The sequence below is a fragment of the Aquitalea pelogenes genome (genome assembly GCF_041914625.1).
GTDB classification, from domain to species: domain Bacteria; phylum Pseudomonadota; class Gammaproteobacteria; order Burkholderiales; family Chromobacteriaceae; genus Aquitalea; species Aquitalea pelogenes.
Map to the genome: position 1 here is coordinate 31,281 of NZ_JAYSDA010000006.1, position 20,069 is coordinate 51,349.

Sequence of the window (20,069 nt, forward strand, 5' to 3'; positions counted from 1 at the left end):
CCTTGTGGCAGCAAACAAAAACCCGCCAACTGGCGGGTTTTTCGTTTCTTGCCTGTGTGGTGATCAGGCATCAGCCTTTTTCAGGATCACGTACAACTCGTCCTTGAGCTTGAGCTTTTCCTTCTTCAGCACTTCCACATCAAACTGGCTGCCCTTTTCAATGCCGGCCTCGATGTTCTTGATGGTCTGGTCCAATTCATTGTGCTTGTTGAACAAGCGGCTGAAGTGGTCGTCTTCGGTTTTCAGTTTGCTGATCAGTTCACGGAATTCTGGAAACATCGGCTTCTCCTGGTGGGTGTCCTGGGTGGCGTCATGCCACCTGATTACGATTTCATGCTAGACCCGGTGCCAGCCGGCTTTCTTGATCCAGAGCATATGCGCGGCAGACATCTGCATTGTGCCCGCCCATGCCGGCAACGCAAGTCGGCGCGGTGCGACTTCCTGCACCTATGTCCAGTCGACCACCTCTGTGCAAGCAGCCACGATGCTGCGATGCCCTTCACCAGCACCATTACCGTGTACCCATTCACAAGGAGATCCCATGCCTCACGACCAGGCAGACGGTGCCGATTTCCTGCATCAGTCCTTTCTTGAATTGCGTCCCATCGCGGTATACCTGCAAATGCTCGGCGTATTTGCCTGGCTGGCCTCACTAGTGTTCAGTCACCGCTACCGGCAGGTTGACAGCCTCAATTCCTTTCTGGTCTTGCTGATCATGCTGGCCGGCATCCTGTTCTCCTCGCTGGCCAGCCATCACCGCATCCTGCTGCTGGGCATGTTGCTGAATCTGGCGGGCCTGACCCTGGGGTTCCGCCTTAACATCATGACGGTGGCCGATCCTGCACCGTGGGCCATTTCCATCGCCGTGTGCATCACCCTCACCATGGCCCCGGTATTCCATCGCACACCAGCCTTCCTGCTGGCCAGCAGCGGGATCTGGCTGCTCATGCTGCAAAGCACGCAAGGAGATCAGCGACTGTGGGCACAGGACTCCTGGCTGGCCTTGCTGGTCTTCATCTGTACCACTTCCGGCCTGATGCTCAACATCCTGTTCCGCCGCCTGCGGCTGCGCGACTTCACCTTGCGCCGCGAACTGGAAACCCTGGCCTTTCAGGATGCCCTGACCGGCATCGACAACCGGCGCAGTCTGCTGGAGAAGTTGCAAGCCTGGTACCCGGCCCAGATGGGACATTTCCTGATGGTGGATATTGATGACTTCAAAAGCGTCAATGACGATTTTGGTCACGATGTCGGCGACCAGGTATTGCAGGAAGTAGCCACCGTGCTGAGCCGGCATCCGGAGGTATCGCTATGCGGACGGCTGGGCGGGGAGGAGTTCGGCCTGTTCACCCGCCTGACCGACCATGGCCAGGTGCATGCCTTGGCCTGCCAGCTCATCCGGCAGGTCAATCAATGCCGCATCCAGCAACGTCAGTTGTCCATCAGCGTCGGCATCGTCAGCATGGACGGACGCATCGGGCTGAGTGCCGCGCTGCGGGAAGCAGACCGGGCCTTGTATCAGGCCAAGCGACATGGCAAGAACCGCCATGTCTTTGCCATGACCGCAGAATTTGCCCTGCCTCAGCAGGCAACACAAGCCAGGACAGAGGCAAAGAAAAAGCCGCCCCAAGGCGGCTTATCGGTGACGCGTTCGGACTCTCAGGCGTCGTAACCCAGATTGGGTGCCAGATCGCGCTCGGCCTGCTCCAGCGTCACCCCGCGGCGCTGGGCATAGCTGGTAACCTGGTCCTTCTCCACCTTGCCCACGCCAAAATAGCGCGATTCCGGATGGCTGAAGTAGAAGCCGGACACCGCTGCCGTGGGCAGCATGGCATAGCCTTCGGTCAGGGTCATGCCGATGCCCGGTGCGTCCAGCAGGGCGAACAGCGCTTTCTTCACCGTATGGTCCGGGCAGGCCGGGTAGCCCGGTGCCGGGCGGATGCCACGGTATTTCTCGTCGATCAAGGCTTCATTGTCCAGTGCCTCGTCGGCGGCATAGCCCCAGAATTCGCGGCGCACGCGCTGGTGCATCAGCTCGGCAAAGGCCTCGGCCAGACGGTCGGCCAGCGCCTTGAGCAGGATGGCGGAGTAGTCGTCATTGGCCTCTTCAAAACGCTTCACATGCGGCTCGATGCCAATGCCGGCGGTAACGGCAAAAGCGCCAATGTAGTCTTCCACGCCGCTGTCGGCCGGGGCAATGTAATCGGCCAGTGCCCAGTTGGGCTTACCGTCCGCCTTGGGCAGCTGCTGACGCAGGCCCACCCAGGTCATCTGGCTGGCGCTGCCGTCCACGCTGCGGATGTCGATATCGTCATCATTCACCGTAGCGGCCGGGAACAGGCCGATCACCGCATTGGCGCCAAGCCAGTTTTCGCTGATGATTTGCGAGAGCATGGTCTGCGCATCGGCATACAGGCTGCGGGCCGATTCGCCAACGATTTCATCGTCCAGAATACGCGGGAAGCGCCCGGCCAGCTCCCAGCTCTGGAAGAAGGGCGTCCAGTCGATGAAGGTGGCAATCTCGGCCAGCGGGTAGTTTTCGAAGCGGCGCACACCCAGCCACTGCGGCTTGGGCGGGGTGTAACTGGCCCAGTCGGTAGCCTGCTTGTTGGCGCGGGCCGCGTCCAGGCTCACTACCTTGCGGCTGGCCTTGTTGGCATGTCCTTCGCGTGCGCGCTCCTGTTCGGCCAGGTTTTCCGCCACGAAACCGTCGCGCAGGGTGTCGGACAGCAGGTTGGAACACACACCTACCGCACGGCTGGCATCCGGCACATACACCACCGGGTGCTGGTAGTGCGGCGCAATTTTCACCGCCGTGTGCACCTTGGAGGTGGTGGCACCGCCAATCAGCAGCGGGATATCAAAGCCCTGTCGCTGCATTTCCTTGGCCACATGGCTCATTTCTTCCAGCGACGGGGTAATCAGGCCCGAGAGGCCGATGATGTCGGCCTTGTGCTCGCGCGCGGCGTCCAGGATGGTCTGGCACGGCACCATCACGCCCAGGTCGATCACCTTGTAGTTGTTACAGCGCAGCACCACGCCGACGATGTTCTTGCCGATGTCGTGCACATCGCCCTTCACCGTGGCCATGATGATGACGCCCTTGGCCGGCGCATCGGCCAGACCGAGGGCAATCTTCTCTTCCTCGATGAAGGGTTCCAGGTGCGCCACGGCGGCCTTCATCACGCGGGCGGATTTCACTACCTGCGGCAGGAACATCTTGCCGGCGCCAAACAGGTCGCCCACCACATTCATGCCGTCCATCAGCGGGCCTTCGATCACGTGGATCGGGCGTGCGCTCTTGAGACGGACTTCTTCGGTGTCTTCCACGATATAGGTGGTGATGCCCTTGACCAGCGCGTGTTCCAGCCGCTTTTCCACCGGCCACTCGCGCCAGGACAGGTCCTCGCCCTTTTTCTCGCCCGCCGCTTCGCCCTTGAAGCGTTCGGCCAGCGCAATCAGGTGCTCGGTGGCATCGCCGCCATCCTTGGGTGTGCGCATCAGCACCACGTCCTCGATGCGCTCGCGCAGCTCCTTGTCCACCTCGTCATACACTTCCAGCGCACCGGCATTGACGATGCCCATGGTCATGCCGCGCTGGATGGCGTGGTAGAGGAACACGGCGTGAATCGCCTCGCGCACCTTGTTGTTGCCACGGAAGGAGAAGGACACGTTGGACACGCCGCCGGATACCTTGGCATGCGGCAGGTTATTGTGAATCCAGCCGGTGGCTTCGATGAAATCCAGGCCATAGCGGGCGTGTTCTTCGATACCTGTGGCCACGGCAAAGATATTGGGGTCGAAGATGATGTCTTCCGGCGGATAACCCACCTCGTCCACCAGAATGCGGTAGCTCTTTTCGCAGATTTCCACCTTGCGGGCGTAAGTATCGGCCTGGCCTTTTTCGTCGAAGGCCATCACGATCACCGCCGCGCCGTAACGGCGCAGCAAGCGCGCTTGTTCCTTGAACTTGTCCACCCCTTCCTTCATGGAAATGGAGTTGACGATGCCCTTGCCCTGAATGCACTTGAGGCCGGCTTCGATCACTTCCCACTTGGAGGAGTCGATCATGATCGGCACGCGGGCGATGTCCGGCTCGGCGGCGATCAGCTTGAGGAAGCGATCCATCGCCGCCAGCGCATCCAGCATGCCCTCGTCCATATTGATGTCGATGATCTGCGCGCCGTTTTCCACCTGCTGGCGTGCCACATCCAGCGCGGTGGCGTAGTCAGCGTTCAGAATCAGCTTGGCAAAGGCGCGGCTGCCGGTGACGTTGGTGCGTTCGCCCACGTTGACGAACAGGTCGTTGTCGCCAATGTTGAACGGCTCCAGCCCGGACAGGCGGCACTTGGCTTCAATCTGCGGCAGGGCTCGCGGTGCGATGCCGTCCACGGCACGGGCAATGGCGGCAATGTGCTCCGGCGTGGTGCCGCAACAGCCGCCGACGATGTTGATCAGGCCGGATTCAGCCCATTCGCGCACGAACTCGCCCATGGCTGCCGGTTCCAGGTCGTAACCGCCAAAGGCATTGGGCAGGCCGGCATTGGCATGCACCGACACATAGGTGGCGGACACGCGCGACAGTTCTTCCACATAGGGACGCAGCAAGTCCGGCCCCAACGCACAGTTGAGGCCGAAGGACAGGGCATCTGCGTGCGACAGGCTGTTGTAGAAGGCTTCGGTGGTCTGACCGGTCAGGGTGCGGCCGGACTGGTCGGTAATGGTGCCGGACACCATGATGGGCAGACGGGCGATGTCCGGGTGATCGTCAAAATACTGGTGGATGGCAAACACTGCCGCCTTGGCGTTCAGTGTGTCGAAAATGGTCTCCACCAGCAGGAAGTCCGCCCCGCCCGCCACCAGGCCGTCAATGGCCTCGGTATAGCTCGTGACCAGTTCGTCAAAGCTGACATTGCGATAACCCGGGTCGTTCACATCCGGGCTGATGCTGGCGGTACGGTTGGTCGGCCCCAGCACGCCGGCACAGAAGCGCGGCCTGGCCGGGTTCTTTGCGGTTTGCGCAACACACAGCTCCTTCACCAAGCGGGCCGCCGCATGGTTGATTTCCCACACCAGACTTTCCATCCGGTAGTCGGCCATGGCAATCGACGTGGCATTGAAAGTGTTGGTTTCAATGATGTCGGCCCCGGCATCCAGATACGCCTGATGAATGCCGCCAATCACATCCGGCCGGGTCAGCACCAGCAGGTCGTTGTTGCCTTTTACGTCACAGGACCAGTCGGCAAACCGCTCGCCACGGTAATCCGCTTCTTGCAGCGCATGGCGCTGGATCATGGTGCCCATGCCGCCATCCAGGATCAGGATGCGCTGGGACAGCTGGGAAAATACCGGATGCGTGGGTTTTTTGGTCATGGCAAACAGGCTGTATGGTGAAGAACGATAGGTGGCACACTCATGGTGCGGCCGAACAGTTTACCATTGCACTTGGAACTGTCAGACAACTAACTAAGAAGAAGAGAGTACAAGCTTATGGTTGCTTTGAATAAGACTTGGCCGTTACTGCTTGCGGGAGCAGTACTCAGTCAGCCAATCCATGCAGGGGGCATACTGAAGATTGGCGTTTCCGACTCCGATGCACCACCCATCGTGGTGCTGACCCCGGATAACCAGAACCTGGCCAGCGGGCTGATCAAGGAACTGGGCGATGCGCTGGCCGGCGAGCTGGGCATGAAGGCACAGTATGTGGTGATTGCCCGCAAGCGAGTGGAAAGCACCATCGAAACCGGCAAGGTGAATATCGTGTGCAATGCCAACCCGGAATGGTATGGCAATGCCACGCGGCTGGGCTGGACGCGCGAATTCTATCCACAGATCGAACGGGTGCTGTCGCTCAAGGGCGTACCGGATATCCATCAGGCCGACGAAATGGTGGGCAAGCGCATTGGCACCATCCGCGGTTACAGCTACCCGACGCTTGAGCACCTGTGGGCGGTTGGGCGCACCACGCGGGTGGACGAACCGCGGCTGGACCTGCTGGTGAAATCCTTGCAGAAGAAGTTGACCGACCTAGCCATTTCATCGGAACTGGAAATTGCCTGGTGGGCCAAAACCAATCCGGATGAAGCCCGTCAGTTCAAGCAACATCCGCTTACCGTCACCTACATGCCCACCATGTGCGCCGTTGCACCGCAATCGCACATCAGCACCGACCGCCTGAATCAGGGCATTGACGCCATGCGTCGCAGCGGCAAGCTCAAATCGATTCTCAAGTCCTACTCCTGGCAGGCCGAATAGCCTTACGCTTCCGGCAAGCTTGCGGTGCATCAAGTTTGTTTCACGTGAAACAGACAATGCTTGCCAAGCCAGACAAAAACGGCAACCCTCTGGGCTTGCCTTCAGACTGCGGACAAAGTTATCCGATGCGATGGTACTGGACCCGGCAAAGCCGGGCCTTTCGGTTAACTTAGCGATTCCGCAGCCTTTCCATCTATTCCCAATCCCCCCGCCCTTGCCTTGCAAGGGTGCCTCGCTTTCATTTCAGAAAGCGAGAGGGGTTTGACGGCAACCCTCTGGGCTTGCCGTTTTTTGATGATGATTTCAGCTCATGGATATCGTTTACCTGCACGGATTCAATTCCGGTCCACAATCGCTCAAGGCCGAGGAAACCCGGCGTTTCCTGCTGCAGCACGCACCGCAGGTGCAGCTGCACTGCCCGCGCCTGTCTTCCCATCCGGCCCAGGCCATTGCCGAGGCGGAAGCGCTCTTGCTGTCCCTGCCGGCAAATACCGCCTTGATCGGCAGTTCGCTGGGGGGCTTCTATGCCACGGTACTGGCGGAAAAACACGGCAGGAAGGCCGCGCTGATCAACCCGGCCATCACCCCGCATCTGGATTTGCAGCACTATCTGGGCGCGCAAACCAACCCTTACACCGGGGAACAATACGTGCTGGACGCAGCCGACATGCATGCCCTGCGCGACATGCGTCCGCAAGGAATTGCCAAGGGTCGTTACTGGTTGTGGCTGGGTAGTGCCGATGCCGTACTGCCGTGGCAGCAGGCTTCACGCTGTTATAGCGGTCAACGGCAGACCGTGTTCAACGGTGATGATCACCGGCTGGCACGCTGGCCGGAGTGCCTTCCGGCTACGCTGGTGTGGATGCAGCAGGCGGATTGAGCCGCCCCAGCCCGCGCTGCATGGCGGCGGACAGGCGCTCCAGGCTGACCGGTTTGGACAGGAAGTCATCCATGCCGGCCTGCTGGCAGCGCTCGCGGTCTTCATCAAAGGCGTTCGCTGTCAGCGCAATGATGTGTGGTTGCTGCGCCAGCGCGGCCTGACGGATGGCACGGGTGGCATCCAGGCCATCCATTTCCGGCATTTGCATGTCCATCAATACCAGCTCTATCCCGCCCTGACAGACTTGCTCCAGTGCCTGACGTCCATTGGCCGCCAGTTGCACATCGCGGTAACCCAGCTTGTCCAGCAGCTTGAGGATCAACTTCTGGTTGACCGTATTGTCCTCGGCCACCAGCACCGATACCGGCTGGCATGATACCGTCACCGGCGCGGCCACCGTCTGCTGTTCCGCGGCCTCTTGCGCCGGGGCCGCCACCTTGGTGGCCACCCAGTAAACACTGAAACAACTCCCCTCGCCCGGCGTGCTGCTGACATCGATCCGTCCGCCCATGGCTTCGGCCAGGCGGCGGCAAATGGCCAGTCCCAGGCCGGTACCGCCATAGCGGCGGGTGGTGGTGGAATCGGCCTGCTCAAAGGCGGTGAATACCTTGTTCATCTGCTCCGGCGTCATGCCGATGCCGGTATCGCGTACATCCAGCTGCAAGCGCAGCATGTCGAAGGTATCTTCCAGCGGCGCCATCGACACCGTCACCGTAATGCCACCCTGATGGGTGAACTTGATGGCATTGCTCAAGAGATTGCTGGTGATCTGCCGCAGACGGGTGGCGTCCCCCAGCAGCCAGGCGTGGCCGGTCGGGCGCTGCCAGGTGACGGTCAGCCCGGCCTCCATGGCCTTGGGTTCAAACAGGTTGACCACGCTATCCAGCAAACTGAACAGATTGAACGGCCGCTGCTCCAGCGTGAGTTTGCCGGCATCAATCTTGGACAGGTCCAGAATGTCGTTGATCAGGGCCAGCAGGGAACTGCCGCATTCTTTCAGCGTAGCCACCTGATCGCCCTGCTCGGCTGTCAGCTGGCTATGGGATAACAACTCGGCCATGCCCAGCACGCCATTGAGCGGGGTGCGGATTTCATGGCTCATCACCGCCAGGAATTCGGACTTGGCCTTGGCCGCCATTTCAGCCTTGAGCAAGGCCTCGGACAGCTGCGCCATCCGCCATTCGACAATCTTTTCCAGCTGCGCCGCCACGGTGGACAGCTCGAAATTGGCGTCATACAAGGCTCGGCTACGCTGCTCCAGCAGGCTTTCGGCTTCCTTGCGGGCGGTCTTCTCGCGCAAATACCGCTTTTGATAGCGCTGCAATTGTTCTTGCAACTGGGACAGCTCGCTCTGGCTCATAGCAACTCCACGGTAAAGCGCACTTCACTGCCTTCTGCATTCAATGGCTCCGTGGTGATGCGGCCCTGTTCGGAAAAGTGGTCCAGTGCACCCTGGATCAGCCCGGTGGCCAGTGGTGCCAGACAACGTGGCGAGCGGTACAGCAGTATCATCCGCCTGTCGTCGCGCTCCACAACCTGGATATCCGGCAACTGGGCGTCGGGATACAGCTTTTGCACTTCCACGTGAATATGTTTTTCTATCCCCTCGAATACCATGAAAGAACTGCTACAGGACTGAATGCTGTACGGATAGAGCAGGGCAAAACGTCCGAACAGGTAATGGCCGAAGTGAAAGATCAGCTCTGATGCACTCATGCCACTGCGGCGCGACAGCGCGGTGATCATCGCCACCAGCTCGGCAAACGGGTAATTGCCCACTGCGGTATATGCACCGCCGGACTTGATCTGCGCATCGTCGATGATGTCATCCACCATTTCGGCGGAAAAACGCGCTTCCACCATTTCCATGAATTCGGTAAATACCACGCCTTTCATGTCCTGCCCTTTCCTGTTTCCCGCCCGTCGCCCCTAGCCCCTGTATCGCACAGCACAATGTCAGGGATTGATTCAATGTAGAAACAAATACAGCCAAATACCAAGCAGTAACCCTTAAAAAACAGACTGTTCAGCACAAGACGCTTGCCGGTACAAAGCAGGCAGGCGCAGACTCGGCACTTCCTCAATCGGCCAGCCAAGGGAGGCAAGATGAGCCAGGCAATCCGTTTCCATCAACATGGAGGCCCGGAAGTACTGCAACTGGAGGACGTGACGACAGGCCAGCCCGGGCCTGGTGAAGTCCTGCTGCGCCACAGTGCCATCGGCATCAACTTCATCGATACCTACCAGCGTGGCGGCTTGTATCCGGTCTCGCTGCCCAGCGGCCTGGGCAGTGAAGCCGCGGGCACCGTGCTGGCGGTGGGAGAAGGCGTCAGTCATGTGGCAGTGGGTGACCGGGTGGCCTATGCCGGCGGCCCGCTGGGTGCCTACAGCAGCGAACGGCTGATTCCGGCCGCCGTACTGGTGAAACTGCCGGACCATATCAGTGACGAGGTGGCTGCCTGCGTCATGCTGCAGGGCATGACCGTGGAGTACCTGATCCGCCGTACCTTTGCGGTGCAGCCCGGCATGACCGTGCTGTGGCATGCCGCCGCCGGAGGCGTGGGCCAGATTGCCGTGCAATGGCTGCATGCGCTGGGGGTAAACGTGATTGGTACCGTCGGTTCCGCCGCCAAGGGGGAACTGGCACGACAACTGGGTTGCCAGCATGTCATCAATTACAACCAGGAAGATGTGGTGGCGCGCGTGCGCGAGATTACCGGCGGGCAAGGCGTACCGGTGGTTTACGATTCGGTGGGAAAAAGTACTTTCGAAATGTCGCTCAACAGCCTGGCGCCGCGCGGCACTTTTGTCAGCTTCGGCAATGCCTCCGGTGCCGTACCGGCCTTCGAGCCGCTGCTGCTGTCACAAAAGGGTTCGCTGTTCTTCACCCGCCCCAAACTGGGTGACTATGTGGCCAGCCGGAGCGAACTGGAAGCCTCTGCCCAGGCGCTGTTTGCCCGCATTGGCGACGGCAGCATCAAGGTGACACCTTCGGCCCGCTATGCACTGGCCGATGCGGCACAGGCACACCGCGACCTGGAAAGCCGCCGCACCACCGGCTCGCTGATCCTGCTGCCCTGAAACCATGCCACGGGGGCCACGGCAAGTGGCAGGCACCATGCAAAAGACCCGGCAGCGCCGGGTCTTTTCGGATAAATCACACCAAGGTTAACGGCGTGGTGCCGGACGACCGGCTGCGGCCGGTGCCGGAATCAGTGCCTTGCGTACACATTCACGGCCCTGCTGGCCAGCGGTCTCGGCACATTGCCACTCGGCAGCGGCACGTTGCTCGCAACGCGCCTTGTTGCTGGCATGACTGCAATCGGCTGCCGGCATGCGTTCGCGCACGCACAGCCGCCGTGCCGCGCCTTCCGTGCCGTCACAAGCCTGTTGAGCCGCCTGCAAGGCCTCGCACTGCCGTGCATCGCGACTACGCTTGCAACTGAGCGCAGGCGTGTATTGTTCGATACAGGCGCGTGCCGCACCGTCAGTCATATCGTTACAGCTGAGCCAGGCCTGGCGATAACTGGCACAGCGCTGTGGTGCCATGGCCTTGTCACAGTCGGGAACTCCCGCCTGGACCAGCGCCGTCGGCAAAAGCAGCAGCCCGATCAAGCAGGACAAGCTACGCATACGAATCCGTTTTCCCCAAGCTGTGTTCAAAGCCGTGTCCTTGCCACTGGCAATCCCCGGCGCACCATGCAACCGGGTCAATCGTTCTGGTATTGCTCCTGCGCCTTTTGCCGCTTGTCACGCCAGAAATTGCGCTGAGCCGGCGGGGGCGGAGGCGGACGGGAGAAACCATCCGGGCCATACCGCTCCATGCCGTTTCCGGCTGGCGGGGGCAATGGCGGGCCATAATGCCGGTGCTGCCAGCGGCGCGCATCTTCCGGCGACAAGTCACCGGCTTGCACGGCCTCCTTCAGGCGCAGATTACGCAAGCGACGCTCTTCGCCAGCCGGTGGCCGGCCCTGATGCGGAAACTCGGTTGCGCCGTCCTGCATGCCATCCGGGCCCTGTGCAGCTGCCGGCAAGGCAAATGCCGTCACCGAAGCAAACAGCAGGACATAAATGGCATGGTACTTCATGGCTGTATTTTAACCTGACATCAGGCCTCCTGCCACGACGATGCTTGGGAATCGGGGCAGAAGGCGGGTGGGATACACGGCAAATGCCGCGGGATTCATTTCTCGTCTGCAGGACGGCGCATGCTGTACGGCGGACTGACTGCCGGCTCACCCACGGTGGTGGCAGATGGCGTTGCCAGGCTGACCTGGGCATGGGCTTGCTGGCGGGCCTCGCGGATATCCGCACCATTGCCACCGCGTTCATCGGCACGCGCCAGTGCTGGCGCCAGTAGCGCAGACAGGATGACTGTCATGCAAATCAGGGATTTGTTGCTCATGATGTACTCCGGCATGCAGGACACAATGGCAGTGTAGGAGCCCGTTTTTGCCCAACCGTGTGCGGTATGTTACCAAATGTTAACTAATGTGAATGGCCATCAGGGTTTAACAGAAATTCATGAAGCCCCATCGCCGCCAGCGCCGAGGCACGTTAAGCTTTGCCATCAGCATGACGGCTGTCACACTCCGCCGCGCCATCAAGGAAAATATCATGGAACACAACAAGATTCTGATCGTCGACGACGACGCCAAGCTGCGCGAACTGCTTACCCGCTATCTGGGCCAGCAAGGCTATGTGGTGGACACCCTGCCGGACGCGCGCGAACTGGACCGAAAACTGGCACGTAACCGCCCCGACCTGATGGTACTGGACGTGATGATGCCGGGTGATGACGGTCTGGCCGTGGTACGCCGCCTGCGTGCCCAGGGCGAAACCGTGCCGGTAATCATGCTGACCGCGCGCGGTGAAGACGTGGACCGCATCCTGGGCCTGGAAATGGGCGCGGACGACTACCTGCCCAAACCGTTCAACCCGCGCGAACTGACCGCCCGCATCCAGTCGGTATTGCGCCGCCATCATGCCACGCCGGCGCTGGCCGCCCGGCACGAATCCGACGAAATCATCGAGTTTGGCGACTTCCAGCTCAATCTGGGCCGCCGCGAGCTGCAAAAAAACCAGCAGGTGCTGCCGCTGACCACGGCGGAATTTGCCGTGCTCACCGTACTGGCCACCCATCCGCGCCGCCCGCTCACCCGCGAACAGCTGATGGAAATGGCGCTGGGCAAGGGCAATGGCGAATCGCTGGACCGCAGCATCGACGTGCATATTTCCCGCCTGCGCAAGGCACTGGAAGCTGGCGACAGCCCGCTGCGCTTCATCCAGACGGTGTGGGGTTATGGCTATGTCTTTGTGCCTGACGGCAGCGAGCGGGAGTAAGCCGTGCTGCGACGCCTTGCCGGTTCCCTGCTGTTTCGCCTGATCGTGCTGGTGGTGGTGGTGGTAGTCACCACCCAGGTGGTGACGGTCTACATTGCCGCAGGCGAGCGCCACAAGCTGATGGACAAGCAGCTGTATGCCCAGGTGGTGGACACCCTGGCGTTTCTGGAGGGTTCGATGGACAACATGAGCCCGGCCCAGCGCACCACTTTTCTGGCCAGCTACAACCGCCCCGGCCTGCCACGCCTGCTGCCGCAGGAGTCTGCCCCACGCCAACAGTTTGACAAGGAACTGCCCCGCGTGGCCGACAGCCTGGTCAGCCGGCTGAGCAAGGGCCTGGGAGACACCGTGCACGGCTACATGGTGCACCGCGAAGACCGCAACGAGCTGTGGGTGAACGTGCATGTGCTGGACACCCCGTACTGGCTGGTGATTCCGTTTGGCCGCTATAGCGATCGCCCCATTTATTCGCTGATCCAGGCTGCGTTGCTGGCCACCGTGCTGGCCATCCTGCTGGCATCCGTGGTGGCTTGGCGCATCACCCGTCCCATCAGCAAGGTGGTGATGGCCTCGCGCGAACTGGCAGGTGGCAAACTTCCGTCGCCATTGGCCGAAGATGGCCCGCGCGAGCTGATTGCCCTGGCGCGCGGTTTCAACCACATGGCCAGCGCGCTGGACAATGCTGCGCGGGAACGCCGGCTGATGCTGGCCGGCCTGTCGCACGACCTGCGCACCCCGCTGACCCGGCTGAAACTGATGCTGGAGCTGCAGGACAGCAGCCCGGACACCCCGGACATGCTGGCCGATATCGACGAGCTGTCGCGCATTGTGCGCCAGTTCATCGACTTTGCCCGCGCCGAGGAATCGGCCCGGCTGGAGCCGGTTGCCCTGGCAGAGCTGGCCGACAGCGTGGTGGCACGCTTTGGCCGCAGCGGGCTGGATGTCCACCTGGATCGTCTGGCCGAACCCGAACTCTATGCCGATGCGCTGGCGCTGGAACGCCTGCTGTCCAACCTGCTGGAAAATGCCCGGCGTTACGGCAAACCGCCAATCCGGGTGGAAGTAGCCAGCCAGGACAATATGGCCATGCTCAGTGTGATTGACCATGGTGCGGGGATTCCGGCAGCGCTGCGCGAATCGGCCCTGGCACCGTTCGAACGACTGGCCGAACACCGCGGCACCGATGGCGGCAGCGGCCTTGGGCTGGCCATCGTCTCGCGCGTGGTAAAGCAGCACCACGGACAACTGCGCTTTGTGGATGAAGCGGACGGTGGCTTCCGGGTATGCATCCTGTTGCCACTCACCACGGCAGCCGCTACCGCCTGAAACCGGCGGCAAACGACTGGCGACTCAGGACCGGGGTCGCCAGCCCAGCAGCAACACCCCGCCCAGAATCAGCACCCCGCCAAGCAGCATCGGCCAGCTGACCGCCTCTTGCAGAAACAAGGCCCCCCACAGCACACCGAATACCGGCACCAGATAGGTCACCGTGCTGGCGCGTGTCGCGCCCAGCCGGTCAATCAGACGGTAATAGATAAGATAAGCCAGCGAGGTGCAGCCCACGGCCAGGGCCAGCACCGCGCCCCACACCATGGGTGAGGGTGCCTGTGCCGGCAGCGAGAACAAGGCCAGTGGTGCCACCAGCACGGCACCGCTGAACAGGCTGCCGGTGGCGGTGACCAGCGGCGGCAGGCCGGGCAGCCAGCGCCGCGCCATATGACCGGACCAACCGTAACAGGCGGTGGCCCCCAGCATGGCCAGTACCGGCAGCAGCGACTGCACGTCAAATGCCGCGCCACGCCCCAGCATCAACACCAGCACCCCGGCCAAACCCAGCAGCAAGCCCGCCGCGCGCACAAAACGCATGCGCTCACCCGCCAGCGGAATGGCCCACAAGGCAGTCATCAACGGGGTGGTGGCATTCAGTACCGACGCCACGCCCGCCGGCAGGCTATGACTGGCCCAGGCAATCAGACAGAACGGCAGGGCCGACAGAAACACCCCCACCACGGCAATGCGCAGCCAGTGCTGCCGCCACAGGGGCAGGCCACCGCGCAGCAGCAAGACCGGTAACAACACCAGGGACGCCAGCGCCAGGCGCAAGGCGATCAATGGCACGGCTCCCAGTTCGGGCACGGCCACCCGCATGAACAGAAACGAGCCGCCCCACAGGGCCGCCAGCACCACCAGTCCCACCATGTCGCGATTCATCGTCGCGCCTCCCTTGTTGTGATGGCTGTCAGCATAAAGGGGCAGCCCCGCCCGCGCATCCGCTTTATTGCGGTCTAATTCCACTGCGCGGCCAGACTAGTTCCTGCGGAGAATGGCCAGTTGTCATGCCGGCAGCCACACTGTGTGCGCCCACCTTGTCGAGTGCCTGACCATGGATATCCACGATTTCAACACCCTGCTGGCTGCCGCCCGCCAGCAGCCTGTCCCGCAACAGCTGCTACTGGTATTTGCCAAGGCAGTACTGCATGACGACCACCAGCCGCAGGAGGCCGAACGCTTTGCCCGCGGCCAGGGCGGCATCCTGCTGCCCATCATGTGCCTGGACCGCGCCGCCGGAGAGCTGGTGGACTTTGCCAGCCTGCAAGCCGAATCCGCCCGCATGGGCGAGCCGTGGCAAATCGTGTTTGTCGCCTGTCTGGACGGCAGCGCCGGTAGCCCGCCCGCGGCAGCCGATATCGAAGCGGCGCTCAAGCGCATGATCCAGACCATCCAGACCGGTGGCGATGTGTCGCGCTATCTGGCGTTCGATCGCAACGGCGACATCGTTCGCTTTCATTGACACCGTCACTGCGCTGCCATCAGCCATGGCACTGCCCCGGCCTGGGCGCTAAGCTGAACCCGATCAGGCAGGACAAGTCTCAAGCCTTGTCCTGTTCCACATCGCATTCAGCCCACGCCTGCCGGAGCCCGCATGAACCTGTCCCTGCTCAGCCGCTATGCTTTTTTCGCCGCCTGCATCCTGCTCAGCCTGATCGGCCTGGTATTGCACCAGATCGAATGGCTGTGGCCCTTCACCCTTTCCGCCATCGCGCTCAGCCTGCTGGGGGTGCTGGACCTCACACAAACCCGCCATGCGGTACGGCGCAACTACCCGGTGCTGGGCAATATCCGCTATCTGGTGGAAGCCATCCGCCCGGAAATCCGCCAGTACCTGCTGGAAGCCGATGGCGAGCAGCTGCCCTTCTCGCGTGACCAGCGCTCGCTGGTTTACGCCCGCGCCAAGAACACCCAGGCTGACAAGCCCTTCGGCACCCTGCTGGATGTATATGGTAGCGGCTTCGAATTCATCAGCCACTCCATCCGCCCGGCCCCGCGCAGCGACCCGGCCGGTTTCAGGGTGCAGATTGGCGGGCCGCAATGCGCGCAGCCCTACTCGGCCTCGGTATTCAATATTTCCGCAATGAGCTTTGGTGCGCTCAGCGCCAATGCCATCCGCGCCCTCAATCAGGGTGCCAGCCGGGGCGGCTTCTACCACGATACCGGCGAGGGCAGCATCAGCCCTTATCATCTGGAACACGGCGGCGACCTGGTATGGGAACTGGGCAGCGGCTACTTTGGCTGCCGTGACGAGCAAGGCCGTTTCGACCCGGAGCGCTTTGCCCGACAGGCGCAAAACCCGCAGGTGAAGATGATTGAAATCAAGCTCAGCCAGGGAGCCAAGCCCGGCCACGGCGGCATTCTGCCCAAGCACAAGGTGACGCCGGAAATTGCCGCCACCCGTGGCGTGCCGCTGGGGCAGGATTGCGTGTCGCCCTCCAGCCACAGCGCGTTTTCCACTCCGCTGGAGATGATGGCCTTCATTGCCCGGCTGCGTGAACTGTCCGGCGGCAAGCCGGTGGGCTTCAAGTTTTGCCTGGGCCATCCATGGGAATTCATGGCCATTGCCAAGGCCATGCTGGAAAGCGGCATCCTGCCGGATTTCATCGTGGTGGACGGCAAGGAAGGCGGCACCGGCGCCGCTCCGCTGGAGTTTACCGACCACATTGGCGTGCCGCTGCGCGAGGGCCTGCTGTTCGTGCACAACACCCTGGTGGGGCTGAATCTGCGCGACAAGATCAAGCTGGGTGCCAGCGGCAAGATCATCAGCGCCTTCGACATTGCCAGCGTGCTGGCCATCGGTGCCGACTGGGCCAATTCCGCCCGTGGCTTCATGTTTGCCGTGGGCTGCATCCAGAGCCAGAGCTGCCACACCAACCGCTGCCCCACCGGCGTGGCCACACAGGACCCGCTGCGCCAGCGCGCACTGGTGGTGCCGGACAAGGCCGAGCGGGTGTATCACTTCCACCGCAACACCCTGCATGCGCTGTCCGAGATGCTGGCCGCCGCTGGCCTCACCCATCCGGAACAACTGGAAGCCCACCATCTGGTACGCAGGGTAAGCGATACCGAAATCCGCCTGTTCTCGCAGCTGCATGTGTTTTTGCAGCCGGGCGAACTGCTGGGCAGTGACATCAAGGCCGAGTTCTATGGCCGCATGTGGCGTATGGCGCAGGCGGGCAGCTTTGCGCCGGCCCATGCCTGAAACAGCAGTCAGGGAGGCCAGCCGGCCTCCCCGTCATCCTCAGTCCGCCACGCTTTCAAAGCCGGACAACACGTTCACCGCATTCACGCCGATGTCCTCCACTGCATAGCCGCCTTCCATCACGAACAGCGTGGGCAGGCCCAGTCCGCCAATGGCCTCGCCCATGCGCAGGTAGTCGGCATTTTTCAGAAGGAATCGGGAGATCGGGTCCTGCTCGAAGGTATCCACCCCCAGCGACACCACCAGTGCGTCCGGTGCGTAGGCGGCAATCTTGCTGCAGGCATCCGCCAGGGCCGGGCCGTAGTGCGACCAGTCCGTGCCATGGGCCAGCGGGTAGTTGTGATTGAAGCCCAGCCCGGCGCCCTCGCCCGGCTCATCGGCATACCCGAGGAAGAAGGGGTATTCCACCGTCGGGTCGCCATGCAGGGACAGGAACTGCACATCGCTGCGCTGGTAGAAAATGCTCTGCGTGCCGTTACCGTGGTGGTAATCCACATCCAGAATCGCCACCCGCTTGGCACCACGGTCCAGCATGGCCTGGGCGGCGATGGCGGCATTGTTGAGGTAGCAATAGCCGCCCATGTAATCCGCCGCAGCATGGTGGCCGGGCGGACGGCACAGCGCAAAAGTGCTGTGACCGGTCGACTGCATCACATCCAGCCCGGTCAGCGCCACATTGGCCGAGGAACGGATGGCCTGCCAGGTGCCGGCGGTGATGGGCACCCCGGCATCGAAGGAGTAATAGCCCATCAGGCCGTCGATGTCCTGCGGAATGCGGTCGGTACGCAGGCCGCGCACCGGCCATACCAGCGGTAGCGCGTCGTGGTTGCGGCCTTCGGCCTGCCACAGGCTCCAGGCCTGCTCCAGAAAACGCACATAGCCCGCGTCATGCACGCGCAACAGCGGCTCCAGCCCGTGTTCGGTGGGAGCAATGATGTCGCCCAGCCCGGTTTGCCGTACCCGCTGCAACACCATGTCGGCACGGCTGGGCATCTCGAAGCAGGGTTTGAGGGTGCCGTCGATCAGCTCGGCATTGCCGTGGTGCAGGTGGTGGTCGTCACTGTAAATCGTCAGCATGCAGGTCTCCTTGCCGCGGGTGGGGAACCGGCGGCATTGTGTTGTGTTTGCAAGGAAAAGCCGGCCTCAGTCGGCGACACTTATTTCTTCAGCTTGGTCCACACCCGGTCGCGCAGGGCATTGGCCTTGGCCGAACAGTTCTTGTTGGGCACAAACAGCGCGCGCATGGCGGCTGTGGGGTTGATGGCCGGGTCGGCCTTGAGGTCGGCGACAAAATAGGCAGAGCTGCCCTTGATGGCGTTGTTGTAGCCGGTGAAGTTGGAGGCCTCGGCGATATTCTTCGGCTCCATCATCCAGTTGATGAACTTGAGCGCGTTATCGCGGTTCTTGGCACCCTTGGGGATGACCAGATTGTCGTTCCAGAACGGGATGCCTTCTTTCGGATAGACAAACACGGCGGACTTCAGCTTCTGGCGGGTGCGGTAGGCGGCACCGTTCCATTGCTGGTGCATGATGACTTCCTGCGCCTGCATGCGCTCGATGGTGCCGTCGGAGTTATACATGGCCAGCATGGGCTTTTGGGCTTCCAGCAGGTCCTGGATACGCTTGGCCTGCTTCGGGTCCTCGGTACACTGGTCCACTTTCAGGTAGATGGCGGCGGCCTTGTACAGCTCGGCCACGTCATTGAGCGCCACCACCTTGCCCTTGAGCGCGGCCGGCGGGGTGAAGAAGCTCTTCCAGCTATTGTCCAGCTTGCCGCCCGGCACACGGCTGGCGTCATAGGTAAAGCCGGTTACCCCCCACATGTATGGCGCGGAGTATTCGCGTTGCGGGTCGAAGTCCGGCTTGTTGAGCGGAGCCTGCACCAGCTTGAAATTGGGCATCTTGCTGACGTCGATTTTCTCCAGCAGGCCTTCGTCGCGCATGATCTTCACCATGTAATCGGACGGCACCACCACGTCGTAGCCCTTGGCCCCGGCCTTCAGCTTGGCCAGCAGGGATTCGTTGGAGTCAAACACATCCAGGTTCACCTTGATGCCGGTTTCCTTCTCGAAGCGCTTGAGCAAATCCTGCGGGATGTAGTCGGACCAGTTGTACAGGTTCAATTCGCCCCCGGCCATGGCCGAGGCGGATACCAGCAGGCCAGCCGCCAGGGCCAGCGAATGCAGTTTGCAGACTTTCATGGCATTTCTCCTTCGTATGTTGTGCAACAAGCGAAACATGAGGGGCGGAACAGCCGCCGACCCGGTTCAGGACTTGCGCTGGCCCATCCAGTAGGACAGCGCGACAAAGGCAATGGACACCAGCAGCATCAGCGCCGACACCGCATTCACTTCCGGGGTGATGCCCATGCGGATCAGGCCGAAGATGTACACCGGCAGCGTGGTGGCACCGGCACCGGCCACAAAAAAGGTGATGACGAAATCGTCCAGCGATACGATGAAGGCCAGCATGGCGCCGGACAGCACACCGGGCAGGATCAAGGGCAGGGTCACCCGGCGGAAGGTGGCAAACGGCCCGGCGTACAGGTCCGCCGCGGCTTCCGCCAGCCGTGGGTCCAGCCCTTCCAGCCGGGCGCGGATGGGCAGGTAGGCAAAGGGAATGCAGAACACGGTATGGGCAATCAGCACCGTCATCAGCCCCAGGTCCAGCCCCAGCGCGAGGAAAAACAGCAAGGACGCCACGGCAGTGACGATTTCCGGCACCAGCAGCGGCAGGCCCAGCATGGCATTGATGAAGGCCTGGCCGCGAAAGCGCCTGCCCGCCATGGCCAGCGCCGCCATGGTGGCAAAGCTGGTGGCCAGCACCGTGGCACCGCAGGCGATGATCAGCGAGTTTTTGGTGGCCCGCAGGATGTTGTCGTTGTCCATCACCTTCAGATACCAGTCGAAGGAAAAACCGGTCCACAAGGTGGCAATGCGGTTGGCGTTGAAGGAGAGCACCACCAGCACCACGATGGGCAGGTAGAGGTAGACAAAGGCCAGCATGGCGGTGGGGGTGACGCCACGGAAGCGCCACAAGTTATTGCTTGCCTGCATG

19 protein-coding genes are annotated in these 20,069 nt (G+C 61.8%); 8 read left to right on the plus strand and 11 right to left on the minus strand.

The genetic code is table 11. The features are described 5' to 3' along the window. Positions 1 to 63: 63 nt before the first annotated feature. The gene (locus ACE3SE_RS06650; protein WP_045846319.1) at positions 64 to 279 is read right to left on the minus strand and encodes a YdcH family protein; all 216 of its coding nucleotides are present in this window, start codon (positions 277 to 279) and stop codon (positions 64 to 66) included. A 262-nt stretch (positions 280 to 541) separates the two neighbouring features. On the opposite strand from ACE3SE_RS06650, the gene ACE3SE_RS06655 reads away from it, so the two are divergent. Continuing rightward, entirely contained in the window at positions 542 to 1,672 is a 1,131-nt protein-coding gene (locus tag ACE3SE_RS06655) for a GGDEF domain-containing protein (RefSeq protein ID WP_374554305.1), read from the plus strand. Here the strand turns inward: ACE3SE_RS06655 and metH are convergent. Then, positions 1,660 to 5,373 (minus strand): methionine synthase, encoded by a 3,714-nt coding sequence (gene metH, locus ACE3SE_RS06660; RefSeq protein ID WP_374554306.1) that lies wholly within the window; start codon positions 5,371 to 5,373, stop codon positions 1,660 to 1,662. The two genes, ACE3SE_RS06655 and metH, sit on opposite strands and share 13 nt — an antisense overlap. Before the next feature lie 117 nt (positions 5,374 to 5,490). Here metH and ACE3SE_RS06665 point away from each other — a divergent pair, with 117 nt between their 5' ends. Both ACE3SE_RS06665 and ACE3SE_RS06670 read left to right on the plus strand, forming a co-directional pair. Beyond that, positions 5,491 to 6,255 (plus strand): substrate-binding periplasmic protein, encoded by a 765-nt coding sequence (locus ACE3SE_RS06665; RefSeq protein WP_374554307.1) that lies wholly within the window; start codon positions 5,491 to 5,493, stop codon positions 6,253 to 6,255. Between the two features lie 310 nt (positions 6,256 to 6,565). Further along, positions 6,566 to 7,135 (plus strand): YqiA/YcfP family alpha/beta fold hydrolase, encoded by a 570-nt coding sequence (locus ACE3SE_RS06670; RefSeq protein ID WP_374554308.1) that lies wholly within the window; start codon positions 6,566 to 6,568, stop codon positions 7,133 to 7,135. Here the strand turns inward: ACE3SE_RS06670 and ACE3SE_RS06675 are convergent. Together ACE3SE_RS06675 and ACE3SE_RS06680 are read right to left on the minus strand one after the other, a co-directional pair. Further along, positions 7,104 to 8,495, minus strand: a complete 1,392-nt coding sequence (locus ACE3SE_RS06675; protein WP_374554309.1) for an ATP-binding protein — start codon at positions 8,493 to 8,495, stop codon at positions 7,104 to 7,106. The genes ACE3SE_RS06670 and ACE3SE_RS06675 overlap by 32 nt on opposite strands. Beyond that, the gene (locus tag ACE3SE_RS06680) at positions 8,492 to 9,031 is read right to left on the minus strand and encodes a heme NO-binding domain-containing protein (protein WP_374554310.1); all 540 of its coding nucleotides are present in this window, start codon (positions 9,029 to 9,031) and stop codon (positions 8,492 to 8,494) included. Before ACE3SE_RS06680 ends, ACE3SE_RS06675 begins: the two co-directional genes overlap by 4 nt. A gap of 210 nt (positions 9,032 to 9,241) precedes the next feature. Between ACE3SE_RS06680 and ACE3SE_RS06685 the strand changes: the two genes are divergently transcribed. Then, a complete protein-coding gene (locus ACE3SE_RS06685; protein ID WP_045846314.1) occupies positions 9,242 to 10,216 on the plus strand; it encodes a quinone oxidoreductase family protein in 975 nt (324 codons plus the stop codon). 87 nt (positions 10,217 to 10,303) lie between these two features. Here ACE3SE_RS06685 and ACE3SE_RS06690 read toward each other — a convergent pair whose 3' ends face one another. From ACE3SE_RS06690 to ACE3SE_RS06700, 3 genes are all read right to left on the minus strand, one after another. Further along, entirely contained in the window at positions 10,304 to 10,684 is a 381-nt protein-coding gene (locus ACE3SE_RS06690) for a hypothetical protein (protein ID WP_374554311.1), read from the minus strand. A gap of 161 nt (positions 10,685 to 10,845) precedes the next feature. Further along, entirely contained in the window at positions 10,846 to 11,223 is a 378-nt protein-coding gene (locus ACE3SE_RS06695; protein WP_374554312.1) for a hypothetical protein, read from the minus strand. A gap of 95 nt (positions 11,224 to 11,318) precedes the next feature. Continuing rightward, complete coding sequence (locus tag ACE3SE_RS06700; protein WP_131356974.1) at positions 11,319 to 11,540, minus strand: hypothetical protein; 222 nt, start codon at positions 11,538 to 11,540, stop codon at positions 11,319 to 11,321. Between the two features lie 119 nt (positions 11,541 to 11,659). On the opposite strand from ACE3SE_RS06700, the gene ompR reads away from it, so the two are divergent. Then, positions 11,660 to 12,478: an osmolarity response regulator transcription factor OmpR gene (gene ompR, locus ACE3SE_RS06705; RefSeq protein WP_374554313.1), complete on the plus strand. Its 819-nt coding sequence runs from the start codon at positions 11,660 to 11,662 to the stop codon at positions 12,476 to 12,478. A gap of 3 nt (positions 12,479 to 12,481) precedes the next feature. Continuing rightward, positions 12,482 to 13,804 (plus strand): ATP-binding protein, encoded by a 1,323-nt coding sequence (locus tag ACE3SE_RS06710; protein WP_374554314.1) that lies wholly within the window; start codon positions 12,482 to 12,484, stop codon positions 13,802 to 13,804. 24 nt (positions 13,805 to 13,828) lie between these two features. Here ACE3SE_RS06710 and ACE3SE_RS06715 read toward each other — a convergent pair whose 3' ends face one another. After that, positions 13,829 to 14,689, minus strand: coding sequence for a DMT family transporter (locus tag ACE3SE_RS06715; RefSeq protein ID WP_374554315.1), 861 nt, complete (start codon positions 14,687 to 14,689; stop codon positions 13,829 to 13,831). 172 nt (positions 14,690 to 14,861) lie between these two features. On the opposite strand from ACE3SE_RS06715, the gene ACE3SE_RS06720 reads away from it, so the two are divergent. Together ACE3SE_RS06720 and ACE3SE_RS06725 are read left to right on the plus strand one after the other, a co-directional pair. Then, a complete protein-coding gene (locus ACE3SE_RS06720) occupies positions 14,862 to 15,269 on the plus strand; it encodes a ribonucleotide reductase subunit alpha (protein WP_374554316.1) in 408 nt (135 codons plus the stop codon). Positions 15,270 to 15,401: 132 nt separating this feature from the next. Next, positions 15,402 to 17,012, plus strand: a complete 1,611-nt coding sequence (locus ACE3SE_RS06725; protein WP_374554317.1) for an FMN-binding glutamate synthase family protein — start codon at positions 15,402 to 15,404, stop codon at positions 17,010 to 17,012. Positions 17,013 to 17,051: 39 nt separating this feature from the next. Here ACE3SE_RS06725 and ACE3SE_RS06730 read toward each other — a convergent pair whose 3' ends face one another. The 3 genes from ACE3SE_RS06730 to ACE3SE_RS06740 all read right to left on the minus strand — a co-directional run bounded on the left by ACE3SE_RS06730 (position 17,052) and on the right by ACE3SE_RS06740 (position 20,068). Then, a complete protein-coding gene (locus ACE3SE_RS06730) occupies positions 17,052 to 18,089 on the minus strand; it encodes a histone deacetylase family protein (RefSeq protein ID WP_374554318.1) in 1,038 nt (345 codons plus the stop codon). Positions 18,090 to 18,169: 80 nt separating this feature from the next. Continuing rightward, the gene (locus ACE3SE_RS06735) at positions 18,170 to 19,213 is read right to left on the minus strand and encodes an extracellular solute-binding protein (RefSeq protein WP_045846309.1); all 1,044 of its coding nucleotides are present in this window, start codon (positions 19,211 to 19,213) and stop codon (positions 18,170 to 18,172) included. 66 nt (positions 19,214 to 19,279) lie between these two features. Then, complete coding sequence (locus tag ACE3SE_RS06740; RefSeq protein WP_089082369.1) at positions 19,280 to 20,068, minus strand: ABC transporter permease; 789 nt, start codon at positions 20,066 to 20,068, stop codon at positions 19,280 to 19,282. Position 20,069: the final 1 nt, after the last annotated feature.

Bases quoted from the DNA above. Each gene is read 5' to 3' on its own strand.
- ACE3SE_RS06650 (WP_045846319.1), bottom strand. From the start codon at position 279: ATGTTTCCAGAATTCCGTGAACTGATCAGCAAACTGAAAACCGAAGAC.
- ACE3SE_RS06655 (WP_374554305.1), top strand. From the start codon at position 542: ATGCCTCACGACCAGGCAGACGGTGCCGATTTCCTGCATCAGTCCTTT.
- metH (WP_374554306.1), bottom strand. From the start codon at position 5,373: ATGACCAAAAAACCCACGCATCCGGTATTTTCCCAGCTGTCCCAGCGC.
- ACE3SE_RS06665 (WP_374554307.1), top strand. From the start codon at position 5,491: ATGGTTGCTTTGAATAAGACTTGGCCGTTACTGCTTGCGGGAGCAGTA.
- ACE3SE_RS06670 (WP_374554308.1), top strand. From the start codon at position 6,566: ATGGATATCGTTTACCTGCACGGATTCAATTCCGGTCCACAATCGCTC.
- ACE3SE_RS06675 (WP_374554309.1), bottom strand. From the start codon at position 8,495: ATGAGCCAGAGCGAGCTGTCCCAGTTGCAAGAACAATTGCAGCGCTAT.
- ACE3SE_RS06680 (WP_374554310.1), bottom strand. From the start codon at position 9,031: ATGAAAGGCGTGGTATTTACCGAATTCATGGAAATGGTGGAAGCGCGT.
- ACE3SE_RS06685 (WP_045846314.1), top strand. From the start codon at position 9,242: ATGAGCCAGGCAATCCGTTTCCATCAACATGGAGGCCCGGAAGTACTG.
- ACE3SE_RS06690 (WP_374554311.1), bottom strand. From the start codon at position 10,684: ATGGCACCACAGCGCTGTGCCAGTTATCGCCAGGCCTGGCTCAGCTGT.
- ACE3SE_RS06695 (WP_374554312.1), bottom strand. From the start codon at position 11,223: ATGAAGTACCATGCCATTTATGTCCTGCTGTTTGCTTCGGTGACGGCA.
- ACE3SE_RS06700 (WP_131356974.1), bottom strand. From the start codon at position 11,540: ATGAGCAACAAATCCCTGATTTGCATGACAGTCATCCTGTCTGCGCTA.
- ompR (WP_374554313.1), top strand. From the start codon at position 11,660: ATGAAGCCCCATCGCCGCCAGCGCCGAGGCACGTTAAGCTTTGCCATC.
- ACE3SE_RS06715 (WP_374554315.1), bottom strand. From the start codon at position 14,689: ATGAATCGCGACATGGTGGGACTGGTGGTGCTGGCGGCCCTGTGGGGC.
- ACE3SE_RS06720 (WP_374554316.1), top strand. From the start codon at position 14,862: ATGGATATCCACGATTTCAACACCCTGCTGGCTGCCGCCCGCCAGCAG.
- ACE3SE_RS06725 (WP_374554317.1), top strand. From the start codon at position 15,402: ATGAACCTGTCCCTGCTCAGCCGCTATGCTTTTTTCGCCGCCTGCATC.
- ACE3SE_RS06730 (WP_374554318.1), bottom strand. From the start codon at position 18,089: ATGCTGACGATTTACAGTGACGACCACCACCTGCACCACGGCAATGCC.
- ACE3SE_RS06735 (WP_045846309.1), bottom strand. From the start codon at position 19,213: ATGAAAGTCTGCAAACTGCATTCGCTGGCCCTGGCGGCTGGCCTGCTG.
- ACE3SE_RS06740 (WP_089082369.1), bottom strand. From the start codon at position 20,068: ATGCAGGCAAGCAATAACTTGTGGCGCTTCCGTGGCGTCACCCCCACC.